Origin of the sequence: Halobellus clavatus, from assembly GCF_900107195.1 — an archaeon.
GTDB classification, from domain to species: domain Archaea; phylum Halobacteriota; class Halobacteria; order Halobacteriales; family Haloferacaceae; genus Haloquadratum; species Haloquadratum clavatum.
In genome coordinates this window covers 103265-126479 of sequence record NZ_FNPB01000008.1, presented here as the reverse complement: position 1 = coordinate 126479, position 23215 = coordinate 103265, and the positions used below count along the sequence as shown (strand labels likewise).

Annotated in this window: 23 protein-coding genes, 1 tRNA gene and 1 pseudogene; 10 read left to right on the top strand and 15 right to left on the bottom strand. The window is 66.1% G+C overall.

Annotated elements, in window-relative coordinates:
- Positions 1-79: 79 nt before the first annotated feature.
- The 4 genes from BLU74_RS12425 to BLU74_RS12410 form a co-directional block, all read right to left on the bottom strand.
- Positions 80-457 carry a cupin domain-containing protein gene (locus BLU74_RS12425; protein ID WP_089767696.1) on the bottom strand — a complete coding sequence of 126 codons (378 nt, stop codon included), beginning with the start codon at positions 455-457 and terminating at the stop codon, positions 80-82.
- Positions 458-533: 76 nt separating this feature from the next.
- A complete protein-coding gene (locus tag BLU74_RS12420) occupies positions 534-1994 on the bottom strand; it encodes an MATE family efflux transporter (RefSeq protein ID WP_089767694.1) in 1461 nt (486 codons plus the stop codon).
- 145 nt (positions 1995-2139) lie between these two features.
- The gene (locus BLU74_RS12415; protein ID WP_281241855.1) at positions 2140-2604 is read right to left on the bottom strand and encodes a nucleoside deaminase; all 465 of its coding nucleotides are present in this window, start codon (positions 2602-2604) and stop codon (positions 2140-2142) included.
- 111 nt (positions 2605-2715) lie between these two features.
- On the bottom strand, positions 2716-3513 hold the full coding sequence (locus tag BLU74_RS12410) for an HFX_2341 family transcriptional regulator domain-containing protein (protein ID WP_089767690.1): 798 nt from the start codon (positions 3511-3513) through the stop codon (positions 2716-2718).
- A gap of 624 nt (positions 3514-4137) precedes the next feature.
- Here BLU74_RS12410 and BLU74_RS12405 point away from each other — a divergent pair.
- Entirely contained in the window at positions 4138-4974 is an 837-nt protein-coding gene (locus BLU74_RS12405) for an aldo/keto reductase (RefSeq protein WP_089767687.1), read from the top strand.
- Positions 4975-4983: 9 nt separating this feature from the next.
- On the opposite strand, the gene gfo6 is transcribed toward BLU74_RS12405, so the two are convergent.
- A complete protein-coding gene (gfo6, locus tag BLU74_RS12400; RefSeq protein WP_089767685.1) occupies positions 4984-6087 on the bottom strand; it encodes a D-xylose 1-dehydrogenase Gfo6 in 1104 nt (367 codons plus the stop codon).
- Between the two features lie 221 nt (positions 6088-6308).
- Positions 6309-6518 carry a hypothetical protein gene (locus tag BLU74_RS12395; protein ID WP_089767683.1) on the bottom strand — a complete coding sequence of 70 codons (210 nt, stop codon included), beginning with the start codon at positions 6516-6518 and terminating at the stop codon, positions 6309-6311.
- Between the two features lie 106 nt (positions 6519-6624).
- On the opposite strand from BLU74_RS12395, the gene BLU74_RS12390 reads away from it, so the two are divergent.
- A complete protein-coding gene (locus BLU74_RS12390) occupies positions 6625-6837 on the top strand; it encodes a hypothetical protein (protein WP_089767682.1) in 213 nt (70 codons plus the stop codon).
- Positions 6838-6988: 151 nt separating this feature from the next.
- Positions 6989-7918 (top strand): carbohydrate kinase family protein, encoded by a 930-nt coding sequence (locus BLU74_RS12385; RefSeq protein WP_089767680.1) that lies wholly within the window; start codon positions 6989-6991, stop codon positions 7916-7918.
- On the opposite strand, the gene BLU74_RS12380 is transcribed toward BLU74_RS12385, so the two are convergent.
- From BLU74_RS12380 to thyA, 8 genes and pseudogenes are all read right to left on the bottom strand, one after another.
- Positions 7912-8709, bottom strand: coding sequence for a BtpA family protein (locus tag BLU74_RS12380; RefSeq protein ID WP_089767678.1), 798 nt, complete (start codon positions 8707-8709; stop codon positions 7912-7914). The genes BLU74_RS12385 and BLU74_RS12380 overlap by 7 nt on opposite strands.
- A gap of 193 nt (positions 8710-8902) precedes the next feature.
- Positions 8903-9106: pseudogene (locus tag BLU74_RS19680) on the bottom strand (DUF7347 domain-containing protein); the annotation flags it as partial.
- 398 nt (positions 9107-9504) lie between these two features.
- Positions 9505-11199: a globin-coupled sensor protein gene (locus BLU74_RS12375; RefSeq protein ID WP_175454638.1), complete on the bottom strand. Its 1695-nt coding sequence runs from the start codon at positions 11197-11199 to the stop codon at positions 9505-9507.
- 244 nt (positions 11200-11443) lie between these two features.
- Positions 11444-11518 (bottom strand) — tRNA-Glu (locus tag BLU74_RS12370).
- Positions 11519-11629: 111 nt separating this feature from the next.
- Complete coding sequence (gene psmA, locus BLU74_RS12365; protein WP_089767676.1) at positions 11630-12379, bottom strand: archaeal proteasome endopeptidase complex subunit alpha; 750 nt, start codon at positions 12377-12379, stop codon at positions 11630-11632.
- Positions 12380-12480: 101 nt separating this feature from the next.
- Positions 12481-12666 (bottom strand): HVO_2922 family protein, encoded by a 186-nt coding sequence (locus tag BLU74_RS12360; protein ID WP_089767673.1) that lies wholly within the window; start codon positions 12664-12666, stop codon positions 12481-12483.
- 57 nt (positions 12667-12723) lie between these two features.
- On the bottom strand, positions 12724-13278 hold the full coding sequence (locus tag BLU74_RS12355) for a dihydrofolate reductase (protein ID WP_089767671.1): 555 nt from the start codon (positions 13276-13278) through the stop codon (positions 12724-12726).
- A 70-nt stretch (positions 13279-13348) separates the two neighbouring features.
- Positions 13349-14347: a thymidylate synthase gene (thyA, locus tag BLU74_RS12350; RefSeq protein WP_089767668.1), complete on the bottom strand. Its 999-nt coding sequence runs from the start codon at positions 14345-14347 to the stop codon at positions 13349-13351.
- 104 nt (positions 14348-14451) lie between these two features.
- Between thyA and BLU74_RS12345 the strand changes: the two genes are divergently transcribed.
- From BLU74_RS12345 to BLU74_RS12335, 3 genes are all read left to right on the top strand, one after another.
- Positions 14452-15693, top strand: coding sequence for a hypothetical protein (locus BLU74_RS12345; protein WP_175454637.1), 1242 nt, complete (start codon positions 14452-14454; stop codon positions 15691-15693).
- Between the two features lie 24 nt (positions 15694-15717).
- Positions 15718-16023: a hypothetical protein gene (locus BLU74_RS12340; RefSeq protein WP_089767666.1), complete on the top strand. Its 306-nt coding sequence runs from the start codon at positions 15718-15720 to the stop codon at positions 16021-16023.
- Positions 16024-16086: 63 nt separating this feature from the next.
- Positions 16087-17655 carry an MFS transporter gene (locus tag BLU74_RS12335; RefSeq protein ID WP_245705792.1) on the top strand — a complete coding sequence of 523 codons (1569 nt, stop codon included), beginning with the start codon at positions 16087-16089 and terminating at the stop codon, positions 17653-17655.
- A gap of 42 nt (positions 17656-17697) precedes the next feature.
- On the opposite strand, the gene BLU74_RS12330 is transcribed toward BLU74_RS12335, so the two are convergent.
- Positions 17698-18183: a chemotaxis protein CheW gene (locus tag BLU74_RS12330; protein WP_089767665.1), complete on the bottom strand. Its 486-nt coding sequence runs from the start codon at positions 18181-18183 to the stop codon at positions 17698-17700.
- 136 nt (positions 18184-18319) lie between these two features.
- Between BLU74_RS12330 and BLU74_RS18980 the strand changes: the two genes are divergently transcribed.
- Genes BLU74_RS18980 through BLU74_RS12315 form a run of 4 tightly spaced genes read left to right on the top strand, consistent with a single transcriptional unit; the run spans position 18320 to position 23210 of the window.
- On the top strand, positions 18320-18490 hold the full coding sequence (locus tag BLU74_RS18980) for a hypothetical protein (RefSeq protein ID WP_175454636.1): 171 nt from the start codon (positions 18320-18322) through the stop codon (positions 18488-18490).
- On the top strand, positions 18487-19704 hold the full coding sequence (cheB, locus tag BLU74_RS12325) for a chemotaxis-specific protein-glutamate methyltransferase CheB (RefSeq protein ID WP_281241853.1): 1218 nt from the start codon (positions 18487-18489) through the stop codon (positions 19702-19704). The genes BLU74_RS18980 and cheB overlap by 4 nt, the downstream gene beginning before the upstream one ends.
- Before the next feature lie 3 nt (positions 19705-19707).
- Complete coding sequence (locus BLU74_RS12320) at positions 19708-22317, top strand: chemotaxis protein CheA (RefSeq protein WP_089767663.1); 2610 nt, start codon at positions 19708-19710, stop codon at positions 22315-22317.
- Complete coding sequence (locus BLU74_RS12315) at positions 22317-23210, top strand: CheR family methyltransferase (protein WP_089767660.1); 894 nt, start codon at positions 22317-22319, stop codon at positions 23208-23210. The genes BLU74_RS12320 and BLU74_RS12315 overlap by 1 nt, the downstream gene beginning before the upstream one ends.
- The last annotated feature ends 5 nt before the right edge of the window (positions 23211-23215 follow it).

Sequence of the window (23215 nt, the reverse complement as noted above, 5' to 3'; positions counted from 1 at the left end):
AACCGGCCTGTAGACCGCTCGGTGCGCGTCCGAGGTCCCGGCGGCGATTCCCGCGGGAGTCCCGGGCGACCGCTGGCGATCACTCGACCACAGTGATCCGATCGGCCGCCTTCGGGACCACACACAGGAACGAGCCCTCGCGGTCGCTCTCGTTGCGGTACCAGTGCTCGACGCCCGCGGGGATGAGAAGCGAGTCGCCGGGGCCGACGGTGTAGGTCTCCTCGCCGATGCCGACCTCGTACTCGCCCTCGACGACGAACTGCTCGTGTTCCACCTCGTTCGTGTGCCGCGGGACGCGGGCGCCCGGTTCGAGGACGAACCGGCGCATATCGAAGGTGGGCGTCGCCTGCTCGTCGCCCAACAGGACGCCCTTCAGCAGTCCTTCGGCCAACTCGACCGGTTCGTAGGAGACGTCGGCCGCGCGACGGACGCGCGGTTCGGGGTCAGACGCTGTCATCACCGGCGTATGTGCCGGCACCGACTTCATACTACATCCCTGCCGTTCCGTACGCTCGTCCGTCGCGGACCGCGACTCAGTCTGCGGTCCCGATGCCCGACGCGCGGGCGACCGCGCGCCAGCGCCCGGACCAGAACCGCCCGGTGTTCACCGCAGCCTTCACGTAGAAGTCGGCGGCGATTGCGAGATACACCGCCGGGAACCCGAGGCCGAGTCCGGGTGCGAAGCCGAGCCCCAGAAGGGTGATACTGAAGCCGACAGGGAGCGCGAGCACCGCGATCGGGAGTCGGACGAAGACTGCACCGACGACCATCGCGTACAGCGGCCAGCGCGTGTCGCCGGCGCCGCGGAGACCCCCGCGCATCGTCCGCGAGATCGAGAAGCCAGCGACGGCGACGCCGAACAGCCGGATGAACGAGACGGTCAGTCCGACGTACTGGGTCCCGAACGCTAGCGCGATCGGCCGTGCAGCGAGCACGATGACGCCGGCCAAGAGCAGTTGCGTCACCAGCGCGATCCGCAGCGTCTGCCACCCGTAGGCCGTCGCCAAGTCGTCGTCGCCGGCACCGATGTGCTGGCCGACGAGCGTCGATGCGGCGGTGGAGTACCCCCACGCCGGCATCAGCGCCAGCAACATCACCCGCCGGGCGATCGCGTAGGCCGCCAGTGCGGGCGTCCCGAGAACGCCCAGAATGAACAGGAACGGGAACCGCGCGAACGTCTGTGCCAGCCGCATCCCCGAGAGCGGCAGTCCCACCCGGAGGACCTCCGTGATGAGGTCGAGATCGAACTGTCGCCCGCGCAGCGGGAGCCTGACCGCGTAGTCGCCGGAGACGAGGAGGGCCAGAAACGCCACGGCTGCGACGGCGTTCGCGACTGCAGTGCCGATCGCCGCGCCCGCGATGCCGAGCGCGGGGATCGGCCCGACTCCGAAGATTAAGAGCGCGTTGAGAGCGACGTTCGTCGGCAGCGTCAGCGACCGCACGTACATCGGGGTCCGCGTGTCGGCGCTCCCCGCGAGGGCCCGCGCGGCGATCATCGACCAGAACCGCGGCGCCATCGACAGCATCACGAGAGTGAGGTACGTGGCGCCGTACTCCACTGCCGCGGGATCGTCGCTGAGCAGGCCGACGAGCGGTTCGGCGTACAGCCAGGCGCCCACGGTGAGCGGTATCGAGATCAGGAGTCCGAGCCACACCGATTGCTTGACCGCGAGGTTCGCGCGGTCGGGCTGGCCGGCACCCTGAAGCCGGGAGACGACGCTGATCGTTCCCGAGGAGATCGCCAGCGACAGCCCGAATCCGATGAAGTAGTACTGGAAGCCGAGTTCCAGCCCGGCGATGGCTGCGTCGCCCAGCGCGATGCCCACCATCAGGAAGTCCGCGATCCGGACGAGGACCCGGAGCCCACCGGTCACCATCACCGGAACCGCCAGGTCGAACGCGTCCGCCGCCTGGTCCCGGTCGACGAGTCCGAGCCGGGCGAGCGCCGCGGGATAGAGGGCGAGGACACGCGAGATGGAATCGCGAACAACCATCACCGAAGGTACCCGTCGGTACTATCGCCGCCGCCCTCAATCCTCCGGCCCCGGAGAGACCTTCGGAACCGACGGCACGTGGCCGTCGGGACGTCTCGTCTCGTCCAGGTGGTCGCGGGGGCTGGGAAGCCCAGTGGCAGTCGTCTCACCAATCGTACGAGCGGTGGATCTCCCGCCCCTCGTCGTTCAGAACGGGCCCGACCACCTCGGTGACGCCGTCGAGGATGGATTCGGCGCGAACGGCCGGCTCGCTACCGGTGAACGACCCGATTTCGTCGGCCCCGACGCTGTAGACGACGCGGCCGAACCCGGCGGTTGCCATCCCGCCGGCGCACATCGGACACGGTTCGGTACTCGTGTACATCACCATCGCAGCGCGCTCCGCGGAGCTGTGCGCCCGGTGCGCGCGCTGGGCGAGGTGGAGTTCGGGATGCCGCCGGAGATCAGAGGCGGTGACGACCCGGTTCGACTCGGCGTGAATCACCTCGTCGTCCCGGACGAGCACCGATCCGAACGGTTCGTCGCCTCGCGCCGCCGCCTCACGAGCGCACTGGAATGCGGCTTGCATATGCGCCTCGTGGTCGAAATCGTCGAACTTGGGGGATCTCACGGCTGTCTCGAAGGCTATACACAGGAGGTAAGTAAGCCTCGTGGCAGGGTCCAGACAGGGGGTAGCGGTCGATCTGACTCCGTGGGCGCCACCGGTCGGTGACGACCGCCGTTACAACATATACGAGAACGCGTCGAGGGTGTTCTCGCCCTCAGTGGTCGCCTGGACGTACTTGTTCCGCCCCTGCTTGTAGGTTTCAACGTACTCGTCCGCCCGGAGCGAGTCGAGGAGGTGGGAATCGAGTAGTCGGTACAGCCCGCGGGTATCGTCCGCCGAATGCTGCGCCAGGGGGTCGATGCCGGCGGCGACGGCGAACTCGATGCACTCCTGTTTGGTGACCGGTCCCTCCTCGACGATGTACTGGAGGAGCACCAGCGGGTCGCGCGATGGCGCCTGGATCGGATACGTCGGGAGTCGCGAGACGCTCGTCACGTCTTTGGCCACTGGCACCTCTTTGTCCTGACCGTACTCCGCGGCGCTCACGTAGATCGGCTCGGCCTCGCCCGTGACCATACAGGCGATCATCCCCGCGATCGCGGTGACCTTGCCGCCGGCGGCGAGGTTCACGTAGACGTCGTGTGCCCGGTTGGCCTGGATGAGTTCGGCGATGGTTCGAAGGGTGTCGTAGAGGTCGAAGATGTCGCAGACGGTGTCGTCGTCGATCTCGATACCCGCCGCGCGCAGATCCGCGTGGATGTCTTCGTAGTAGCCCGGGCGCTCGTCGGGATCGTCGCCCTCGTGGTAGACGAGGTGCACGCGGTCGGCCCGCATCCGGACCGCCGGAACCGTGACCCGTTCGTACTCGTAGCCCAGCGGGACGATGTGGACCCGATCGGAGACGTTCAGGCCCTCGAAGGAGACCGCTTCGGGGTCCTGCTGCGCGTTTGCGGCGTCGGTGGTGTCACTCATATGGAAGGGGGTAACGGGAGTTCGCGTATGAATACTGCGGTTATTCTGTTACTGTTATCAACGTCGCTAGCGTCAGCAATAGTATTATTTTGTCAGCGTAGTGCTTTTACGCTTCTCTCCGGTACACTTGCGTGGATGCAGGCCGCCTGAGTCCTCCGGCGTCACCGCCCCGCCCAGGCGACTGCACCGGCAGTGAACGCATCCCCGCGCATCGGCCCTCCACCGCAATCTCCGGACACTGGCCCTCCACACTGACCGCTGCGCATCGGCCCTCCACCGCGATTTTCACTCACCGGCCCCCACCGAACCTCCGCACACCGGGCCGCCGCGTCTGCCGCCACAGGTTTGCGCTCCAGCAGTTCGAGCAACGAGCAGAACCAAGCGCCGTGATCGGAGACTCCTGAGGCTCTGATGCGGTGATGGGACGGAGTATCGAGGGTCTGGGAAGACGCGCAGTCGACACTTCGACGTGGGCTAACGCGGCGTACGGTTCGCGGTCCTCGTGGGGGGTCTGCAGTTCGATGGCCCCGATGCCCTCGTCCCCGGGGGGTCGAGTCTGCTCCGTTGGCTGTTCGGGGAGCGCGAAGCGGTAGTTTCAATCGGGGATCTGCCGAACACGCTGCTGTGACGTTCTCGACGCAGACGCTCCCGAGCGGTGACGAACTGCCCGCACTCGGATTGGGCACGTACGGACTGGACGACGAGCAGACAGCCGAGAGTGTTCGCGCGGCACTCGACGCCGGGTACACGCACATCGACACGGCCGAGGGATATCACAACGAGACGGTCATCGGTGAGGTCCTCGCGGAGTACGACCGCGACGACGTGTTCCTCACGTCGAAGGTCCTCCCGAAACACCTTGACTACGGGTCGCTGATCCGCTCGTGTGAGGCGTCGCTGGAGCGACTCGGAACCGATTATCTCGATCTCTATCTCATCCACTGGCCGAACCCGGCAATCTCGCTGCGGGAGTCGTTGCAGGCGATGGCTCGACTGCACGAGCGGGGCCTCGTCCGCAACGTCGGCGTCTCGAACTTCAGCGCGTATCAACTGAGTTGTGCGCAGCACATCGCGGACGTCCCGATCGCGGTGAATCAGGTCGAGTTCCACCCGTGGTTCCAGCGCCCCGAACTCGTCGAGTACTGCCAGGAGACCGACACCGTCGTCGAGGCGGCAGCGCCGCTGGCCCGGGCAGCGGTGTTCGAAGACGAAGCCGTCCAGGAGTTGGCCGAGACGTACGACAAACACCCGGCGCAGGTGATCCTTCGGTGGGCACTCGACCGCGGAATCGTCGCGCTGCCGCGGTCCTCGTCGCCGGAGCACGTGCGGGCGAACGCCGATCTCGACTGGGACCTCGATCCGGCGGACCGACGACGCCTCGACGGCCGGGATCGCGATCAGCCGGTCTACGACACGCCGACGCGGGACTGGTCGCGAGACGTGTACGGCATCGAGCGGTGAGGCCCGGAGTCAGTCCGGCAGTTCACCCGAGAGCGCCACCGGCTCTCTGGTCTCGGCCGATTCGTAGATCCCGTCGAGCGCCTCCATATCGGTGAGTGCGTGGTCCCCGTCCGGGGAGAACGGCTCCTCGGCCAGTAGCTGGTGACCGAAGTAAGCGAACTCCTCTTCGAGTTGATGGACTTGCTCGAAATCCACGTCGATCCGGGTCCCGCCGCGGTCGAGCGCGAACCCGCGGTCCTCGCGCTCGTAGAACGCCGGATCGAGGATCAGCCTGGCGTCCGTCCCGGTGATCTCGAGACGGCTCGCGTGCTGGGCATTCTGACTCACTGTGCACATCGCGTCGACGCCGCCGGGGAATTCTAGTCGATACATCGCGTGCTCGTCGACGTCGGCGAACGCCTCGTGCTCCGTGCGGGTCCGTCCGGACACGCGTACCGGATCGGTCCCGAGGACGAACCGAATGGTGTTGAGCGGGTACACGCCGAGATCCATCACCGCACTCCCACCGGAGAGTTGGGCGTCGAGTCGCCACTGGTCGTGGTCGCTGCCGAGTTCGCCGAGCATCGTCTGCGACATCGTCGCGTGGACGTGGATCACGTCGCCGGCGACGCCGGCCCGAACCAGGTCGCGAAGCCGACGCACTGCGGGATCGGTCTGCATCCGATAGCCGACCATCAGCGGCACTCCGGCGTCGCGGCACGCGCTCACGAGTCGTCGAGCGCGGTCGAGGGTGGCCTCGAGCGGCTTCTCGCACAGCACCGCTTTGCCCTGTTCGGCGGCGGCAGTCACATACTCGAGGTGCGTGGCGTTCGGCGTCGCGACGTAGACCGCGTCGTACTCGTCGGCCACGCTACCAGCGCGAAGTTCCTCCGGACTGACGCCGTGGACGTCGCGTTCGGCGGCGACCGTCTCGACCGCCTCCGCGTCAACGTCGGTCACGACGGTCGCGTCGGTGAACGCCGACCGCGCGATGCCCGGGAGTGCCCACTCGCGAGCGAACCACCCCAGACCCACGACGGCGATGCGGACGGGGGCGCTCACGTCCTCGGGGTCGAGCGTCTGCCAGTCACGGCGCGTGAAGTCGTCGAGATACTCAGCGAACGGCTGCTCCATACTCGAAGAGCGAGGGGGCGGCTCGAAATAGTTTCGACGCTCACTGTCGCCCGGGGGCGCGGTCAGCATCGGATCCAGAACAGCTCTCACTCGACGACTCCCGTCTTGCCGTCGACCACACCCCTCCCCGCGCGGTACTCATAGTGTTTACTCTCACTTTTTACCGCCGAGCGCCACCCCCGTTGGCAGCGCCCGGCGGTAAGAGATGAGAGTAAACACTATCACTCCTCGCGTCGGGCGTCCTCTAACTCCGCCGCGCGGTCGTCGATCTTCGAGAGTTCGCGCGCCACCTCGTCGTCGCGCCCCCCGTGCCCGATTCTGACGGACAGATCGAGCGGCGACGGAACGAACGTCTCGGCGTCACGCCCGTCGGCCTCCTCTTCGGACCTTCCGAGGCGGTTGAGGAAGACCCTCCAGAGGCGCTGAATCATACGTTCGAGTTCGGTGGACTGTCACATAAGGGTTCGTCCGACTCCGATCGGGGTCACTATCAGGGTCGTAGAAAGGATCAATACGTCGAAACCCGAGGCGCGTGATATGGTGATTTCAACCACGTCGGTCTGGGACGAGATCTCCGAAGAGTTCACGTCCGAATCGGTCATCGAATACGAGAAGGCCACGGTCTACGGCGACTTCGAACAGGAGCGAGTGCTCCACCAGGGACGAATCCGGATGCTCCCAAACGGGTGGATCGCGCTGCCGACCGGCCGGTTGCTCTCGCCCGACGCAGTCCACCACATCGATCCGTAGCCATCGTGGCGGTGGCTACGTACCCGAACGGATTCACAGACAGTGATCTCAGCGACGGGGAAGCGTTTGCGGGACTGATCGAGAGAAAGCCAACAGCATCTTCGAACTCGTCGCCTGTGGGTTCAACACGATCGGTCCACTACGGCAGCCAATGTCGTCGTTAGATGCGGTTGCGGTCGGGAGTGCGGTGATCGATCACAGATACGGTCTCTCGAACTTGCCGGAACCCGACGGCGGCGCGTTCGTCCGCAACCACGCCACCGACGTCGGCGGCGTCGCTGCCAACGTCGCCTCCGGTCTGGCGAGACTCGGGAACGACACGGGGATCGTCTCGCGGGTCGGTGCCGATGCCGCAGACGAGATCAAAGCGGACCTCCGGAACCGCGGACTCGACTGCGCCCGGTTGCGCACCGGTCCCGAGGAGTCGTCCTACACCCTGATTCTCCGTGACCCCGACGGGAAACGGATGATCGTCGCCGGCGGCCCGAGCGTCCCGAATCTGCGGCTCGACGAGCAGGATCTCGAGTACGTGAGTGATGCGGATGTCGTGTTCACCAGCGCGTACGCACCGGACCAGGTGGTCTCTGCGCTTGTGAGCGCTCGTGAACGAGGTGAGGTTTCGAGGCTCGTATTCGACCTCGCGGGGCCGCTCTCGGAACTCGAAGGCCGGGGAACGACGTCCGCCACGATCGATCGACTGCTCCCGGTCGTCGATCTGTTCGTGGTGGGCGACATCGCCGCGCAGTCGTATTTCGGTAGTGGGGGCGACGACGCGGCCGCCGCACTCTCCGAGCGGAACGTGTCTCGTGCCGCTGTCACCCAGGGGGCCGAGGGGGCGCTCCTCGTACACGAGGGCAGGGTGACCGAGATTCCGGCCTTCGACGTGGACGTCGAAGACACGACGGGCGCTGGCGACACGTTCACCGCGGGCCTCATCCACACGTGGATGCGCGAGAGTCACTCCGCACGGGACGCAGGGCGCTTTGCCGCCGCTGCCGCGGCACTCAACTGTACTGCGGTGGGCGCACGCGGCACCCTTCCCACAGCGAGCGACGTTCGAGCGTTCCTGTCGAGTCAGTGAGACACGGCCTCGACGAGACGCTCGACCGCCGCCTCGTCGACGGGGTTCGTCGTCTGAGAGCCGCGTTTGAGGGCCGTGCCGACGATCGCGCCATCGGCCAGCGAGAGCAGCTCCGGCGCGGTTTCTGATGTCACACCGCTGCCGAGCAACACGGGGACGTCGAGCGCCTGTGCATCGCGCGATTCTACCACCCGTTCGAGCACGCTCGTCTCGACCGATTCGCCGGTGCCGGCACCGCTCACGACGATAGCGTCGGCCCCGCCGCGGTCGACGAGTTCGCTCACCACCTCGCTGTACGACCGCTCGGTGAGCGGGGCGGAGTGCTTCACGTCGATGTCGGCGAGGATCGCCACGTCGGCGTCGAGTCGCTCACGGAGCCGAAGCGTTTCGTGGGCCGTCCCCTCGATGATCCCCTGGTCAGTGAGCCGGGCACCGGTGTGGACGTTCACTCGGACGAACGCCCCGCCCGTCGCGGCGGCGATGCCGAGCGCACTCTGCCCGTCGTTCCGGAGCACGTTCACGCCGAACGGGATGGAAATCTGGTCGCGAAGCGTTTCCGCGAGTGCCGTGACGTCGGCGACGACGTGGCGCGGCACGCGGTCCGGATAGAACGGAGCGTCGCCGAAGTTTTCGAGCATAATGCCGTCGACGCCGCCCGATTCGAGGGCCGTCGCGTCCCGACGGAGTCGCCGGCGAAGGTCCTCGCGGTCGCCCTCGAAACCGGGAGCCCCCGGAAGCGGTGGGAGGTGGACCATCCCGATGATCGGCGTGTCGGTGCTGAAGACGTCCATACCACCCGTGGCCGTGCGATGGCCTTAATCCTACAGTTGTGGGGGCGGTCAACCGGCGTGCGCAGCGGAGGGCGATGTAATCCGTATCGTACTCGAACGTCAGCCGTTCGCCACAGGCCGGGCAGGGCGCTTCGAGTTCGACCGGACCGATCGCTGCCTGGTCGTGGAAGACGCCGCTCTGGATCGCATCGAGGACTCGGTGCCCGGGATACTGGAGTTCGTACCCGTCGTCGGTATCGGCGACGAAGTGGCCTTCTAACTCCGACAGGTGGTAATTGAAGCTCCCCGAATCGCGCTCGCCGACGCTCTTGCGCAGTTCGGAGAACGAGAGCGAGAACGAAGACGCGTTCCACAGCGCCAGGAGGATCTTCAGCCGGAGGTCGTGACTCAGCGTCATAAACGCCGACTCGGCGTCGGTCACGGCAGGGCGGTCCTCCGCTGAGTCACCGCACATAGTGAAGTATCCGGCACAAATCCGCATAAAAATTGGCCTCGATCGGGATCTCGAATCCTCGTGTCCGCCGTCTCGGACTGAGCCCCGGAGCCTCAGGACTCCGTCCAAATCGTTTCGAGATTGCAGTTCGGACAGTCACGCAACGTCTCCAGCGGCCGATCGGTAGCGCGAACCTCGTCTTCGTTCACTGTCGCCGTTGCTGTTTCACCGCAAATGACACACGCAAATTCGACCCTCACGCTTCGAATCTAGGTCGGGTGGACTGGATATATATCTGACTCTATTCAGCGACAAATTGCACGACACAAACGGGGACATCGCGGGGACGGAGTGACGAACGATCAGCGGACGTCGGTCGCGTCGAGTTCACCGCGAGCGATCTTCCGGAGTGTCTCCTCGGGGAGTGATTCGACGACGAAGTCGGGGATTCCCTCGGGCAGATCATCCGGGATTGACACCGAACCAGCCGATGCCTCGCCTCCGCTGCTCTCCTGTCCACCGTCGGTCGCCGTGGTGCTATCTGTCAGCGTATCTATGGTGGTCTGGATCTCGTTGACCATCGTCGCCTGCTGTTGATTTGCCGCGGCTAAGTCGTCAATCTCTGCAGCCACGCTCTCGGTCTGGCCCACGATTTCGTCGACCATCGAAGCGATTTCCTCACTGCTTGCCGCCTGGTCGTCGGTCGCATTGGACACTTCGCCGATGCCGTTGGCGGTCTCCGAAATTGCTTCGGCGATGTCGACCAACTTGGCCATCGCGTCCTGGGCCTGGTCGATCCCCTGGTCGACCTGCTCGGTCATCTCGGCGAGACTCTCGACGGTCTGTTCGGTGTCGTCCTTGACCGTTGCAACGCGCTCTTCGACGTCATCAGCGCGGTTTTGAGACTTTTCAGCCAGGCTCTTCACCTCCTCCGCCACGACGGCGAATCCCTCGCCAGCCTCACCAACGCGGGCGGCTTCGATCTGTGCATTCAGCGCGAGGATGTTCGTCTGTGAAGCGATATCGTTGATAGCGACGGCAAATTCGTCGATCTCTTCGATACCATCCTGTAACTGGTGCATATCCTCGCGAGTTGTCTGGGCGGCATCGCCGATATCGGTCATCGTCTCTGCCGCGTCGTCGGCGGCTACTTTGCCATCTTGCGCGAGTTCTTCGGCGCGATCGCTCGTGTTTTCGACCTGATCGGCCGTCGAGGCAATCTCTTCGATCGTCGCCGAGAGGTTCGCCACCTCAGATGCGATTTCGTCCATCTGTTCGACCTGCGTGTTAGCCGTCGCAGAGATATCCTCGGCACTGTCCGAAACGTCCGCAGAGATCGTCCGCAGGTCTTCGACCGGATCCTGGACCTCTCTCTGCACGTTGGCCATCAGTCGTTCGTTGCGCTCGATTTCGTCTGCGAGCTTCTGACTGTAGGAATGAATGTACGTGTCCGTGACGACCTGCATATCGAGATTGATGATGCGAAGAATCGAGAGGAGGTCCTGAATCGTGTCACCGACCGTTTCTTCGATGATGGCTTCCGTTTCACTCTGTGTTTCGGTGCCGCCCAGCCGGTCGGTAAGCGTCTCGGTGAGATGATCACCGATGAGTGGGAGAATCAGCTCGTAATAGACGCCATACTGGCCGAGATAGTGCTTCATCGGCATCTCCAGAATATCGTGGATCTTGCCAATGCGAGCCCGATCACGGAAGTACTCCATCCCGTAGTCCCCGCTCACGAGCGTTACCAGGTAGGCGGACTGCGTGCGCCCGAGTTGCTCGACGCTCTTTTCTGATCGGCCAATAACTTCGAGCGTTTGGTCGTAGTCGGTGAGGTTGTCGTAGAAGTCTTCGGCGACCTGGTCAGCGTGTTCCCGGAACACGCCTTCGTACTGCTGCAGGCGGCGCTCGTCGTCCTCGTCGAAGTCGATGAAGTCCTTTCGCCAGGCGATCTCGTCTCGGTCGAGATCGATCTGCTCGAGCAGTGAGTCTACGTCTAATTGCTTGTTCAGGCCACCTTGTCCGAAGTCCTCTCTCCCATACGCTGCTTTGGCCATACAGAGAGTACTTTCATCTGCAGTATAATCTTTTAGTTGAAATTATCAAATAAAATATTATAGAAATTTCATTATAGTTGAGCAAAGCACCGTGCTACGGGGGACTCTCCGAGTGGTACTGAAGCGAAAGGAGCTATCGGAGCTGCCTATACCCATCTGATGTCTGCGTCGGATTTCTCGAACTCACCGATGGATATACCTCTGATTCACTGGGAAAAACCACCGGACGGCGACGGAAAAAGAGTGCTCCGTCAGGGATTCGAACCCTGGTCCTTGCCGTGAGAGGGCAAGATGATTGGCCGGACTACACCAACGGAGCTATCTCGCACTTCTGGATATCGCCGGGATGTGTAAAACGGTTCCGTTTTACCAGCGCCGTGCGGTGGTGTAGCGTACGGAGGCCCCCGGCTCGTGAGCCCTGAGACGGCGGTTATTCGTCGTCGTCGTCGCTATCCTCGGGCGCGTGTTCGTCGACGACCGCGTCGATCTCGTCCTCGGAAACGACTTCGTAGCCCTCGGTCGTGATGGTCGCGACGCTGATGCTGTCGGCGTCGAGTTCGGCCTCTGACTCCAGCAGCCCACGGATGGCGATCGAGACCCCGTCGTCCAGCGTGAGATCGTCCGTCCAGTTGTCTTCGAGGAACTCCTGGATGTCGTCGCGGCCGGAGCCGATGGCGACGGCGCGCCACTCCTGCGGTGCGCCCGACGGGTCGGTCTGGAAGAGTCGCGGGTCGGCATCGGGATCGTCGCCGTCCAGCCCGGCGACGAGGAGCGCCGCTCCGAAGGGTCTGGTTCCTCCCACCTGAGTCGTCTCCTGGATCTCGTCAGAGAGGTCTTTGGTGAGCGTCTCGACGCCCAGCGGTTCACCGTACCGCAGGCGGTTGCGCTGTGCGGCCGTCCGTGCGCCGTCGATGAGTCGACGAGCGTCGGCGACGTGCCCGGCCGAGGCGGCCCCGAGATAATCGTCGAGTTTGTGCAACTTTTCGATGCTATCACCCTCCATCAGCGGGGAACTCGTCCGGCGCTGAGCGGCGAGGACGACGCCGTCGTTCGTCCGGACGCCGAGACTCGGTGCGCCGCGGTTGACGGCTTCGCGTGCGTACTCGACCTGATAGATGCGTCCGTCCGGGGAGAAGAGCGACGTCCCGCGGTCGTACGCCTGCTGGTCGTTTCGGTTCATCTATCCCTACTCCGGGCCGGGGACGGATAAAGCCACCAGCGTCACACGATATTACCGGAACCGAGAGCGACCCCCGGTCGGATGCTCACCCGTCGAGATGCTCACCCGTCGACTTCGACCACGTCCGCGTCGTGCGCGTTATCCTTGACGCTCTCGATGCCCTGCTTGGCCTTCTGTTTCGTCGCGTAGCCTTCGCCGCCGTCGGCGATGATGTTGCCGTTGGAGTGGACTAGTCGCCAGCGGTACTGCCCCGACTTGTCTTCGAACAGCTCGAACGTTGCGGACATACGCAAGCGTTCGCAGGGGGGTGTGGTAAATTTTGGCACGGAAACTTCCCGTTCGCGTCACTCGTCGACGCGTTCGTAGGTCACGAAGTCGAACCCGTCGCGCTCGTCCCGCTCGACCTCTGTCCACGCCGCGTCGTCCCAGGCGGGAAAGCGCGTGTCACCGTCGTGCGCTTCGTTAATCTCGGTGAGCACGAGCCGACTCGCCCGCTGGAGGAACTGCTCGTAGATCCGCCCGCCGCCCGCGACGTAGACGGTGTCGACGCCACGTTCGGCGGCATCGTCGCGGGCCAGTTCGAGTGCCTCCTCGATCGAGTTGGCGACGACGGCCGACTCCGGAAGGTCGAGCGACTGCGAGGTGAGGACGACGCTCGTCCGCTCGGGGAACGGTTCGCCGAGTCCCGCCACGACGGTCTCGTAGGTCTTCCGTCCGAGGATCACGGGGTGATCCGTCGTCGTCTGCTTGAAGTGCTTGAGGTCTGCTGGGAGGTGCCACGGCATCTCCCCATCGCGGCCGATGACGCGGTTCGCCGCGACTGCAGCGATCAACACGATGTCGATGTCGGTCGGCGAGTCGATAGCGGCGTCCGACTCGTCGTCGTCGTGCTCGGTCATATCGACCCCATCGGCTGCCGACGTCGTGGCTCGCCGCTCGTACGCCGAGCAGGACGCCGCGCTGTGGCCGTCATTCTGCCACCGCGAAGCGGATTCCGGGCGCGGGGTCGTACCCGGAGAGTTCCACGTCCTCGTAGGTGAGTTCGTCGAGGGGCACGTCCGCGACGTCGATCTCGGGCCGGTCACGCGGTTCCCGGGCACACTGTTCGAGGAGCCCTGGCACGTGATCGTAGCGCTCCTCGCCATCGGCCTCCGGCGGCGCGGTGTCCTCGAGCCACTCGCGGACGTCGCGGTACTCGCTCCGGGATTCGACGGCTGCGAGGCGCGACTGGAGTTCGCCGAGGTTGTCGGCGTACCACGCGCCTCGCTCGCCCGCGCCGCAGTAGATGTGGGCGTCGACGACGCTGTGCGCGAACTCAGCGACCTCGAAGCCGGTCCGCTGAGCGATTGCCGTCGCGAGCAGCGAGTACGCCGCGATATTGAACGGGATTCCGAGCGCGACGTCGCCGGAGCGCTGGTGCAGATGGACGTTCAACGTGTCTCCTTGAACGTTGAGGACGAAGGTGTAGTGACACGGCGGGAGCGTCGAGACCGCCGCGTTGGCGGGGTGCCACGCGTTGACGACGATCCGTCGGGAGTTGGGGTTCTCCCGGAGCATATCGAGCGCGTACGCGATCTGATCGAACGTTCCTTCCTCGTTCATCCAGCGGTGGTCGGCTTCGGGCCAGGACTCGCCCGGGAGGCCCGCCTCGGGGACGGGAAATCGACGCCAGAAGCGGCCGTAGGCGGTGTCGAGGTGGCCCTCCTCGTCGGCCCAGGCGTCCCAGATCCCCGTCTCCTCGCGGAGCGTCCGGATGTGTTCCTCGCCCGAGAGATACCAGACGAACTCGTGGATCAGCGAGTTCCATCGCGGGCCCGAGAGGTCTTTGGTCGTGAGCAGCGGGAAGCCCTCCGAGAGATCGACGCGGTAGTGCCGGCTGAACGCCGAGACGGTGTCCACGCCGGTACGGTTCGGCTTGTGCCGCCCGTCTTCGAGGACGTCAGTGACGAGATCGAGATACTGTCGCATAGTGAACCGGATGTCCTATGGTGGCGCACGTGTCGTATTGGTTGTTTGGGTCGCCGGTGCCCGTCGTCCGACACTTAAGTGACCGCGTGCAGAATGCCTCGCCGATGGCGACGCTCGCAGAGCCCGCGGTGCTCGCCGCGGCGAAAGACGCGCTCTACCCCGACATCGCCGAACGGGACGACCGGTACGCCGTCACGGAGACGCAGTTCACCGTCGACTCGTGGGGTGGCTGGTCCGTCCCCGACGGGATCCGCGAGCGGCTCCGTCCGTACAACGCGATCCGCCTCCACTCCGGCGAACCGGACCTCCTCGGGGTCGGCCTGCCCGCGGGCGAAGTCCTGGACGCGGCGGCCGCGAGCGCGCCCGTCGTGGCGGTCGAAGCCAAGGGCCGGTCGAAGACGGGTTCGGTCGACGTGGCGCGCGGCATCGAGCAGGCCCACTCGCGACTCTCGGAGGTGAACCTCGGCTACGTGGCCGCCCCCGCCGACAGCGTTACCGAGACGACGCGGTCGCTCGCGCGGGAACTGAACGTCGGAGTCGTCGGCGTCGCGGGCACCGACGCAGCCACGGTGATTGAACCGCCGCGCGTGACCGGAGCAGGGGCGTTCTCCACGGGCGTCGAGGCGGTTCGGTTCCAGGCGCGAACCCACCGGCTGACCGACGGCAGTTTTCCGGTGAATCACCCGAAGAACTACCTCGGGTACGCGCTCGCGCTCGCCGCCGAGGGCGACACGGCGGCGACGTACGAAGAGCACGTCATCCGCCTCACTGCGGATGGCCGCCGGGGGGCGATCCTCCTCGGACTCGTCGAGGACGGAGCCCGAGAGCGACTCACGCACCTCGGGAGCGAGGTCGTCAGATTCGCCCGCTCGCGACACGGAAGCGTCGAGGCGGCGCTCTCGGCGTTCGACGAGTGGACCGGGAAGTCGACGCGCTTCACCGAACTCGCGCCGCGCTGGGCGCAACTGGCGCGGAGCGTGACGATGCAGTACGAACCGACACGGCTCATCGTCGACGCCCTCGAATCCCTTCACGAGGACGGTGTCCGCCCGGCGACGCTGCCGACCGTCGCGACCGCGGCCTGTCGTATTAACCGACCGCTGGCCGTGGAGGTCTTCTTCACCGCCGACGGCCGCGACGACGTGCTCGCCCGCGACGGGACCCTCCGCCGGGACGCACTCGACCGGCCAGCCGTCTACAAGTCGGGACTGCACTTCCAGTACAAAGCGCAACTGTATCACGTCGGCCTCCTGACTGCGCGGGGGACCGACGACAAGGCGGCCGCGCTCGACGACCCCTGGGCGCTCGAACATCCGGTGGGGCCCGGATCGGCCGAACGTTCTTAGGGGAGCACGAGGCCAGACCGGTCGATGGAGCGAACCTTTCGCGTCGAGACCGGAGACGGGTCGTTCCCGATCACTGCTATCCGGCGGGCGGACTGGCGCGACCTGCGGGAGCCCTGTCCGGTCTGTGGTGGCGGAGACTTCGATCACGTCTCGACGTCGGGCGGTCACTACGGCCAGCGGGGGACGGCAGTCGTCTTGCGTGCCGACAGGTGGGCGGCCGAGCGGAGCCTCCTGACCCGATGCCGTGCCTGTGGGACAGTCCTGGACAAGCACGCAGCGATCGACCTGCTCTTCGAGTTCGATCGGGACGTCGACTCAGAGGAGGCCTAACGGGAGCGCCACAGTCGATAGAGAGCGCTAACTACTATACGGGGGCCTGCCGTTGCGTGGAGCGTGAGCGATTGGGGGGCCGAGTCGTCGGGCGATCCGCTGCCGGAAGTCACGACCGGGAAGCGCCGAACCGACCCGGACGCCGAGGCGATCGACGGCGACGACGACCCAGTGACTGAGCGGGCTGCAGAGAGCCGGGTGGCCGAGAATGCCACCGAGGACGGCGGATCCGGCGGTCCGGACGGGGGACACGCATCCGGCGGTCCGGACGGGGGACACGGAACCGACGGCTCCGACCCCAGCGGCACGGACGCGTGGCTCTACGGGTGGGCGCTCGGGTACGCGGCGGTCGGTGCGGCGTCGCTGTCGGTGCCCCTGTACGCGATCGATCTGGGGGCGGGCGCGTTCGTTGTCAGTCTGATCGCCGCAACGGCCGCCTTCGCGGGTGTCCCGGGCGCGATCCTCTGGGGACGGCTGGTGGCGCGGACGCGTCAGCGACGCCCGTTCGTCCTCGTGGCACTGGGTCTCACTACGGGGGTCCTGCTCTCGTTGCCGTTCCTCACGTCGCCGTGGACGGTCCTGCTGGCGAACGCCGTCCTGTGGTTCGTCGTCGCGGCCGCGGCCCCGGTGTTGAACATCATCGTCGTCGAGGGCTACGCGACGGACCAGTGGAACCGTCGCTTCGGCCTCCTGAACCACTACCAGGGCTACGGCTGGCTCGCCGGTCTCGTGGCCGGCGGTGCCTGGTCGGTCGCCGCAGGCCCACGCTTCGGGCTCGCGTCACTCCCAGCGATGCGACTGTTCTTCGTCTTCAGCGGCGTCGCGGGCGCGCTGGGCGTGCTCGTCGTTCTCGCGTGGTACCCAGAGGCCCCGACGATGTCCGAACAGCGTTTCCGGCGGCTGTCCCGCCGGATCCGCCTCTCCGGCGTGGGGCCGATCCGGAGCGCGCGCGGGATCCCGTTCGGACCGGTCCGCATCTACTGGGCGCTCGGGGACCTCGGCGGCCGGGGCGCGGGCTGGCACGGTCTCGTGGAGGGGTTCCGTGACCGCTTCCCGGCGTCGCTCCGTCGATACCTGCTCGCGGCGACGGTCTTCTTCGCGGGATTCTCGGCGTTCTTCGGCCCGCTCCCGGCGTACTTCGTCAGCGCGGGCTACGGGACCGGCGAGGTGTTCGCGCTGTTCATCATCAACTCCGCGGCATCGGCCGTCGCGTACGGCCGCGCCGGCGTCTTGGCGTCCGAGCGGGATGCCGTGGGCCTCCAACTCGGCGCACTCGCCTTCCGCGCGGGAAGCTTTCCGATCGTCGCCATCGTCGGCGCGGCTGTCGCGCCGCCGTTCGGTCTCGTCGCCGTCGCTGGGCTGTTCGTCGGGATCGGCGTCTCGTGGGCGGTCGTCGCGGTGACGGCGACGGGGTTAGTGACGCGGTTCGCGACCGAGACGGGACGGGCAGAAGCGCTGGGACTGTACACCGCGATCGGGAGCCTCGGTGGCGGGATCGGGAGCGCGCTCGGCGGTGCCGTCGCCGAGGGATTCGGCTACTCTGCCGCGTTCGTCGTCGCCAGCGGCCTCGTTGCCGTCGCGGTGCTCATCGTGCGCGGCAACGCTGCGGACCGCAGTAGTGCGATACGATGAGAACGGAGAGAACCGTCGGACGCGCAGTGGAACCGAGAGCGATCAGTTCGACGTCGTACTCGTCGGGGAGATCCAGACCACGAGCCCCTCCTCGCGGCGGACGATTCCCTCGATGAACTCCCCGCGCTCCATCGGCGGATCCTCGACGTCGTCCATCGAGACGCGGACGACCTGGTCGACTTCGTCGACGAGCCACCCGACGGCGGCATCGTCTTTGAATTTGCTGGCGTCGAAGATGACGATCCGGCTGGCCTCGCCCGTGTCTTCGACGTTCAGGAGCGTCTTCGGATTCACGATCGACGTCGTCCGGCCGCGGAGGTCCATCACGCCTTCGACGAACTCGGGCGCGTTCGGAACCGCCGTGAGCGAGCCCCGATCGACGATTTCAGAGACGTAGTCGATGTCGACACAGTACGTTTCGCCCCCCAGTTCGAACTCGAGGACCTGCATCTTGCGGGCGGTAGCGTCGGTGTCGTCGGTGGCGGTGGGTGCGGACGCGCCCGCCGCCGCAGTTTGTTCTTGGGACATATGGTGGTCGACGGCCGGGGCCGTCGGTCTTACACAAATCGGGGCACACGTCGGCAATAAATGTACGCACGCTATTATCAGTGATGATTTTCGCCGGCGAGTGCTTAAGTCCCCCAATTCGGAAGTGCAAGTATAGATGAGCGGGTACGAGTATGCCGCGGGGAAGTCGACTCCGACGCCGGACCGCCGGCAGTGTGCGTCCGAGGTATTCGGCGGCCGTCTGGCGGGCCGCACGATCGGACCGCACGCGGCAACACGCGACGAGCGAGGTATCGCCGTGGTCGACAACGGGGGTGCGGACCGGTGAGCGCGGCCTCCGAACCGGGCGGGAGCGAGGGATCGACCCGCGCGGTCGTCGTCGATGACTCGCGGTTCATGCGCACCCTGATCCGGAGTCTCCTCGAGGAGGGCGGCGTCGAGGTCGTCGGCGAGGCAGCGGACGGCTCGGACGCGCTCGATGCGGTCGTCGAACACGATCCGGACGTCGTGACGATGGACATCGAGATGCCCTCGATGAACGGGCTCGAGGCTGTCGAGGCGATTATGGCAGATCACCCCACGCCCGTGTTGATGCTCTCGGCACACGCCGAGGAGGACGCAGACGTGACCTTCAAGGCACTTGAGCGGGGCGCGGTCGACTTCGTGACGAAGCCGGGCGGCGAGGTCACGTCGTCGATGCCGCGCGTGAAACGCGAACTGGTCGAGAAGGTCGAGTCCGCCGCTCGCGTCGATCTCTCGGCGGACGTGCGGGCCACCGGTCGATCATCGAGTGGGCGTGGCGGGGCCGGATCGGCCGGTGGCGGCGCGGCAACCGCCGGATCGACATCCGGCGAGGCGAGCAGCGACCCCACAGCCGCCGGGGGCGCGAGCGGGCTCGGACGGAGCGACAGTCGGAGTTCGACGGGAGCGGCCAGCGCGAGCGGGTCAGCGTCGTCGTACCCGGACGTGGGCACGCTCGTCGTTGGCGCATCGACCGGCGGTCCGGCAGTCGTCGAGCGGGTCCTCGGCGGTCTGCCGACGGACGCGAACCTCCGCGTGCTCGTGGTTCAACACATGCCAGAAGGGTTCACGACGCGCTTCGCGGACCGTCTCGACGGCCGGTCGTCCTACACCGTCACGGAAGCGACGTCCGGCGAGCGGATCGGACCGGGTGAAGCCCGGGTCGCCCCGGGGGGCCACCATTTGCTCACGACGTCTGACCGGAGCGGTCGACTGGAACTCGAACTCACCGAGAGCGAACCGATCCACGGGGTGAGACCCGCAATCGACGTTACGATGGCTGCGGCCGCAGAGACCGTCGATGGGCCGCTCTGTGCGGTCCTCCTGACGGGGATGGGCCGCGACGGGGTCGATGGGCTCCAGCGCGTCGCTGGGAGCGGCGGTCACACTGTCGCCCAAGACGAGGAGACCTCGGCGATCTTCGGGATGCCCCGACGGGCAATCGAAGCCGACTGTGTCGACGACGTGGCGCCGGCGGGCGAAATCGCCGAGAATGCACTGCAGTACTTCGCGGAGGAGTGACCTATGGACGACGAACTTTACCAGGAATTCATCACCGAGTCAGAAGAGAGCATCACCCAGTTGAACAACTCCCTCTTGGATCTCGAATCGAACCCCGAGGACGACGAGGCGATCGACGACATCTTCCGGCAGGCACACACCCTGAAGGGGAACTTCGGTGCGATGGGCTTCGACGACGCGGCGAAGGTGGCTCACGCCGTCGAGGACCTGCTCGATGAGGTCCGCAACGACCGGATCGAGGTGACTCACGAGCGGATGGACCTGGTCTTCGACGGGATGGACGAGATCCTCGACATCCTCCACGAGATCGAGAAGAACGGCGAGTCCACGCGGGACCCCAGCGACCTCGTCGACGAGATCCGCGCGGCCGCAGAGCCCGTCGAGGGCGACGAGGCTGACGCCGAATCGGCGCCGGACGGGGCGGACGCAGAGAGCACTCCGGACGACGACGCGGAGAGCGGCGCGGACGACGCGGAGAGCACCGAATCGGATGCGGGGCAGGCGGTCGAAGCCGCGGCCGAGGCGCTCGAACTCGACGATCCTGCCGTCGCGGACGCCGACCGGCTCCACAGCGCAGAGATCGCGCTGAACGTCGGCGATATGAAGGGCGTCGACGGCGGGCTATTCGTCCAGGGGCTGCCGGAAGACCTCGGGGTTGTCGGGGCCGACCCGAGCCTGGATCGGATCGAAGCGGGCGACTTCGGCGAAACGTTCGTCGTCTACATCGCCGACGAAGAGCGGGGCGACCTCGAAGAGACCCTGTGGGATCTCTGGAAGGTCGAGTCGGTGACGCTCACCGACGTCACCGCTATCGTCGAGGACACCGATGGGGGAGTGGACGGCGACTCGGCGACCGCAGGCGGTTCCGACGCCGGGGCGGACGCGGATGGCAGTGCCGCCGGCACCGAGGGACCGACACCGGACGACGCGGCGGACGAGTCCGCACCCGCCGTTTCGACCGCTACGCCCACCGAGGACGTCGACACCGACTCCGCGGCCGCGGCGGTCGACGCCGTGGTCAGTGCCTACACTGACGGCGAATCGTCGGATGACGACGCCGAGAGCGGCTCGACCGACGATTCCGGCGGCGAGGGCGATGGCGAATCCGCTGCGACTGGATCGGACGACGGGACGCCCGCAGAAGCGGAGGCGGGCGAACCAGCCATCGAAGCGGTCCCGGAGGAGACCGATGCCGATCTGGCTGCGGCTGGGTTCGAGGCGGCCGAGGACGAATCGACCGACGATTCGCCTGCCCATCAAGCGGGCGACGGTGACGCGGAACCCGACGAGCGCACAGCCGACACCGACGACGGGGCCGCCGAGCCCGACGAGCGTGGTGGTGACACCGACGAGGGGGGAGCCGAAGAGGACTCCGAGGAGGAGGAGGCCCGCTCGATCTCCGCGGTGAAGTCGGTCCGCGTCGACGTCGACCAACTGGACGAACTCCACAGCCTCGTCGAGCAACTGGTCACGAGCCGGATCAAACTCCGTCAGGCGCTCGGCGCGGACGACTCCGCCGGCCGCGACACGCTCGACGAACTCGACAAGATCTCCTCGGACCTCCAAGACACCGTGATGGATATGCGGCTGATCCCGCTGAAGAAGGTGTTCGACAAGTTCCCGCGGCTGGTGCGGGACCTCGCGCGGGATCAGGACAAGCGAGTGGACTTCTCCGTCGAGGGACAGGACATCGAACTCGACCGGACGATTCTCGACGAGATCTCCGACCCGCTGATGCACGTGCTCCGCAACGCGGTCGACCACGGGATCGAGCCCCCCGAGGAGCGCGAATCGGTCGGCAAACCGAAGACCGGGTCGGTCGAACTCCGAGCGGAGCGCGAACACGACACGGTCGTCATCACCGTCGAGGACGACGGGGGCGGCATCGACGCCGACGTGATCAGAGACAAAGCGGCCGAGAAGGGGATCCGCCCGCGGAGCGAACTCGCAGAGCTGACCGACAGCGAAGTGTACGACTACATCTTCCACCCGGGCTTTTCGACCAACGAAGAGATCACCGACGTCAGCGGCCGCGGTGTCGGGATGGACGTCGTCAAGACCACCGTCGAGTCGCTCGACGGGTCGGTCAACGTCGAGAGTACACTCGGCGAGGGGACGACCATTTCGATTCGACTGCCGGTGTCGGTCGCGATCATCAAGGTCCTCTTCGTCCGGATCGGCGACCGGGAGTTCGGCGTTCCGATCAAGTACATCGACGAGGTCTCCCAGCAGTCCCGCGTCGAGCGCGTCGACGGCGCGGAGGTCATCGTCCATGAGGAGCGCATCTTCCCGCTGATCCGACTCCGAGAGGCGCTCGATATCGACGGGCCGCGCCACGAGGCCGGTATGACCGTCCGGATCCGGCCGGCCGACCGGCAGGTCGCGCTCCGATGTGACAGCGTCTCGCGGCAGGAAGAAGTCGTCGTCACGCCGCTGCAGGGGCCGCTCAAGGGGACTGAGGGGCTCTCGGGGACGGCCGTCGTGGGCGACGGGAACGTCGTGCCGATCCTCGACGTGAACTCCCTCTCGATCCCGGAACAGGGCAAGCAGGCTCGCCGCCAGTGGGCCCCGCCGGAAGACGACGCCGCCGAAGCAGAGGGGGCAGCCGACTGATGGGGTTGGACATCGACATCGGCTCGGGGTCCGACGACGACGCCGACGAGGACGACGAGGGGTTCGAGGAGTTGCTGGAGTACGTCGAGTCCTCGCTGTCGTTCGCGACGAGTTCGTACAACCGCTCGTATCTCGACCGCCGGATCTCCGCCCGGATGCGTCGCCAGCGAATCGACGAGTACGGCGTGTATCAAGACCTGCTCGCGGAGGACGACGACGAGCGTGAGGCGCTGTTGAACGCGCTCAGCGTCAACGTCACCAGCTTCTTCCGCAACCCCGAGGTCTGGGAGTCGCTCCGGGAGATCATCGCTGAACTCAGCCAAGACGGGCGAACGCGGATCTGGAGCGCCGCCAGTTCCGACGGCCGGGAGGCGTACTCCGCGGCAATGTTGGCGCTCGACGACGACCGGATCAACGAGCGGAAGGTCGAGATCCTCGGGACCGACATCAAACCCGAGATCCTGCGGGCCGCCCGACGCGGTGAGTATCACGCCTCCGAGACCAACGACCTCGAAGAACAACTCGAACCGCTGGCGGGCAACGCCCAGTACGTCGAACGCGACGGGGACACGTTTAGCGTCACCGACGAGGTGAAAGACCTGGTCTCGTTCCGGAAACACGACCTGGTCCAAGAGGACCCGCCGCAGACGTTCGATCTGGTCATTTGTCGAAACCTCTTCATTTACATCAACCGAGAGGCGAAGGAGGCGATCTTCGAGACGCTGAGTTCGGCCGTCGAATCCGGCGGATACCTCACGATCGGAATGACGGAGACGATACCGAGTTCCTGTCGTGACCGGTTCGATCCGGTGGAGAAACGGCTCCGAATCTACCGCGACGCCAGTGACGCCGGCGACGGTGGGTCGCGGTCCAGAAACCGCTCACGGAGGTGAGCACG

Excerpts from the sequence above, each read along its gene's own strand:
- BLU74_RS12425 (WP_089767696.1), bottom strand. The coding sequence starts at position 457 with ATGACAGCGTCTGACCCCGAACCGCGCGTCCGTCGCGCGGCCGACGTC.
- BLU74_RS12420 (WP_089767694.1), bottom strand. The coding sequence starts at position 1,994 with ATGGTTGTTCGCGATTCCATCTCGCGTGTCCTCGCCCTCTATCCCGCG.
- BLU74_RS12410 (WP_089767690.1), bottom strand. The coding sequence starts at position 3,513 with ATGAGTGACACCACCGACGCCGCAAACGCGCAGCAGGACCCCGAAGCG.
- gfo6 (WP_089767685.1), bottom strand. The coding sequence starts at position 6,087 with ATGGAGCAGCCGTTCGCTGAGTATCTCGACGACTTCACGCGCCGTGAC.
- BLU74_RS12395 (WP_089767683.1), bottom strand. The coding sequence starts at position 6,518 with ATGATTCAGCGCCTCTGGAGGGTCTTCCTCAACCGCCTCGGAAGGTCC.
- BLU74_RS12390 (WP_089767682.1), top strand. The coding sequence starts at position 6,625 with ATGGTGATTTCAACCACGTCGGTCTGGGACGAGATCTCCGAAGAGTTC.
- BLU74_RS12385 (WP_089767680.1), top strand. The coding sequence starts at position 6,989 with ATGTCGTCGTTAGATGCGGTTGCGGTCGGGAGTGCGGTGATCGATCAC.
- BLU74_RS12380 (WP_089767678.1), bottom strand. The coding sequence starts at position 8,709 with ATGGACGTCTTCAGCACCGACACGCCGATCATCGGGATGGTCCACCTC.
- BLU74_RS12375 (WP_175454638.1), bottom strand. The coding sequence starts at position 11,199 with ATGGCCAAAGCAGCGTATGGGAGAGAGGACTTCGGACAAGGTGGCCTG.
- psmA (WP_089767676.1), bottom strand. The coding sequence starts at position 12,379 with ATGAACCGAAACGACCAGCAGGCGTACGACCGCGGGACGTCGCTCTTC.
- BLU74_RS12360 (WP_089767673.1), bottom strand. The coding sequence starts at position 12,666 with ATGTCCGCAACGTTCGAGCTGTTCGAAGACAAGTCGGGGCAGTACCGC.
- BLU74_RS12355 (WP_089767671.1), bottom strand. The coding sequence starts at position 13,278 with ATGACCGAGCACGACGACGACGAGTCGGACGCCGCTATCGACTCGCCG.
- thyA (WP_089767668.1), bottom strand. The coding sequence starts at position 14,347 with ATGCGACAGTATCTCGATCTCGTCACTGACGTCCTCGAAGACGGGCGG.
- BLU74_RS12345 (WP_175454637.1), top strand. The coding sequence starts at position 14,452 with ATGGCGACGCTCGCAGAGCCCGCGGTGCTCGCCGCGGCGAAAGACGCG.
- BLU74_RS12340 (WP_089767666.1), top strand. The coding sequence starts at position 15,718 with ATGGAGCGAACCTTTCGCGTCGAGACCGGAGACGGGTCGTTCCCGATC.
- BLU74_RS12330 (WP_089767665.1), bottom strand. The coding sequence starts at position 18,183 with ATGTCCCAAGAACAAACTGCGGCGGCGGGCGCGTCCGCACCCACCGCC.
- BLU74_RS18980 (WP_175454636.1), top strand. The coding sequence starts at position 18,320 with ATGAGCGGGTACGAGTATGCCGCGGGGAAGTCGACTCCGACGCCGGAC.
- BLU74_RS12320 (WP_089767663.1), top strand. The coding sequence starts at position 19,708 with ATGGACGACGAACTTTACCAGGAATTCATCACCGAGTCAGAAGAGAGC.
- BLU74_RS12315 (WP_089767660.1), top strand. The coding sequence starts at position 22,317 with ATGGGGTTGGACATCGACATCGGCTCGGGGTCCGACGACGACGCCGAC.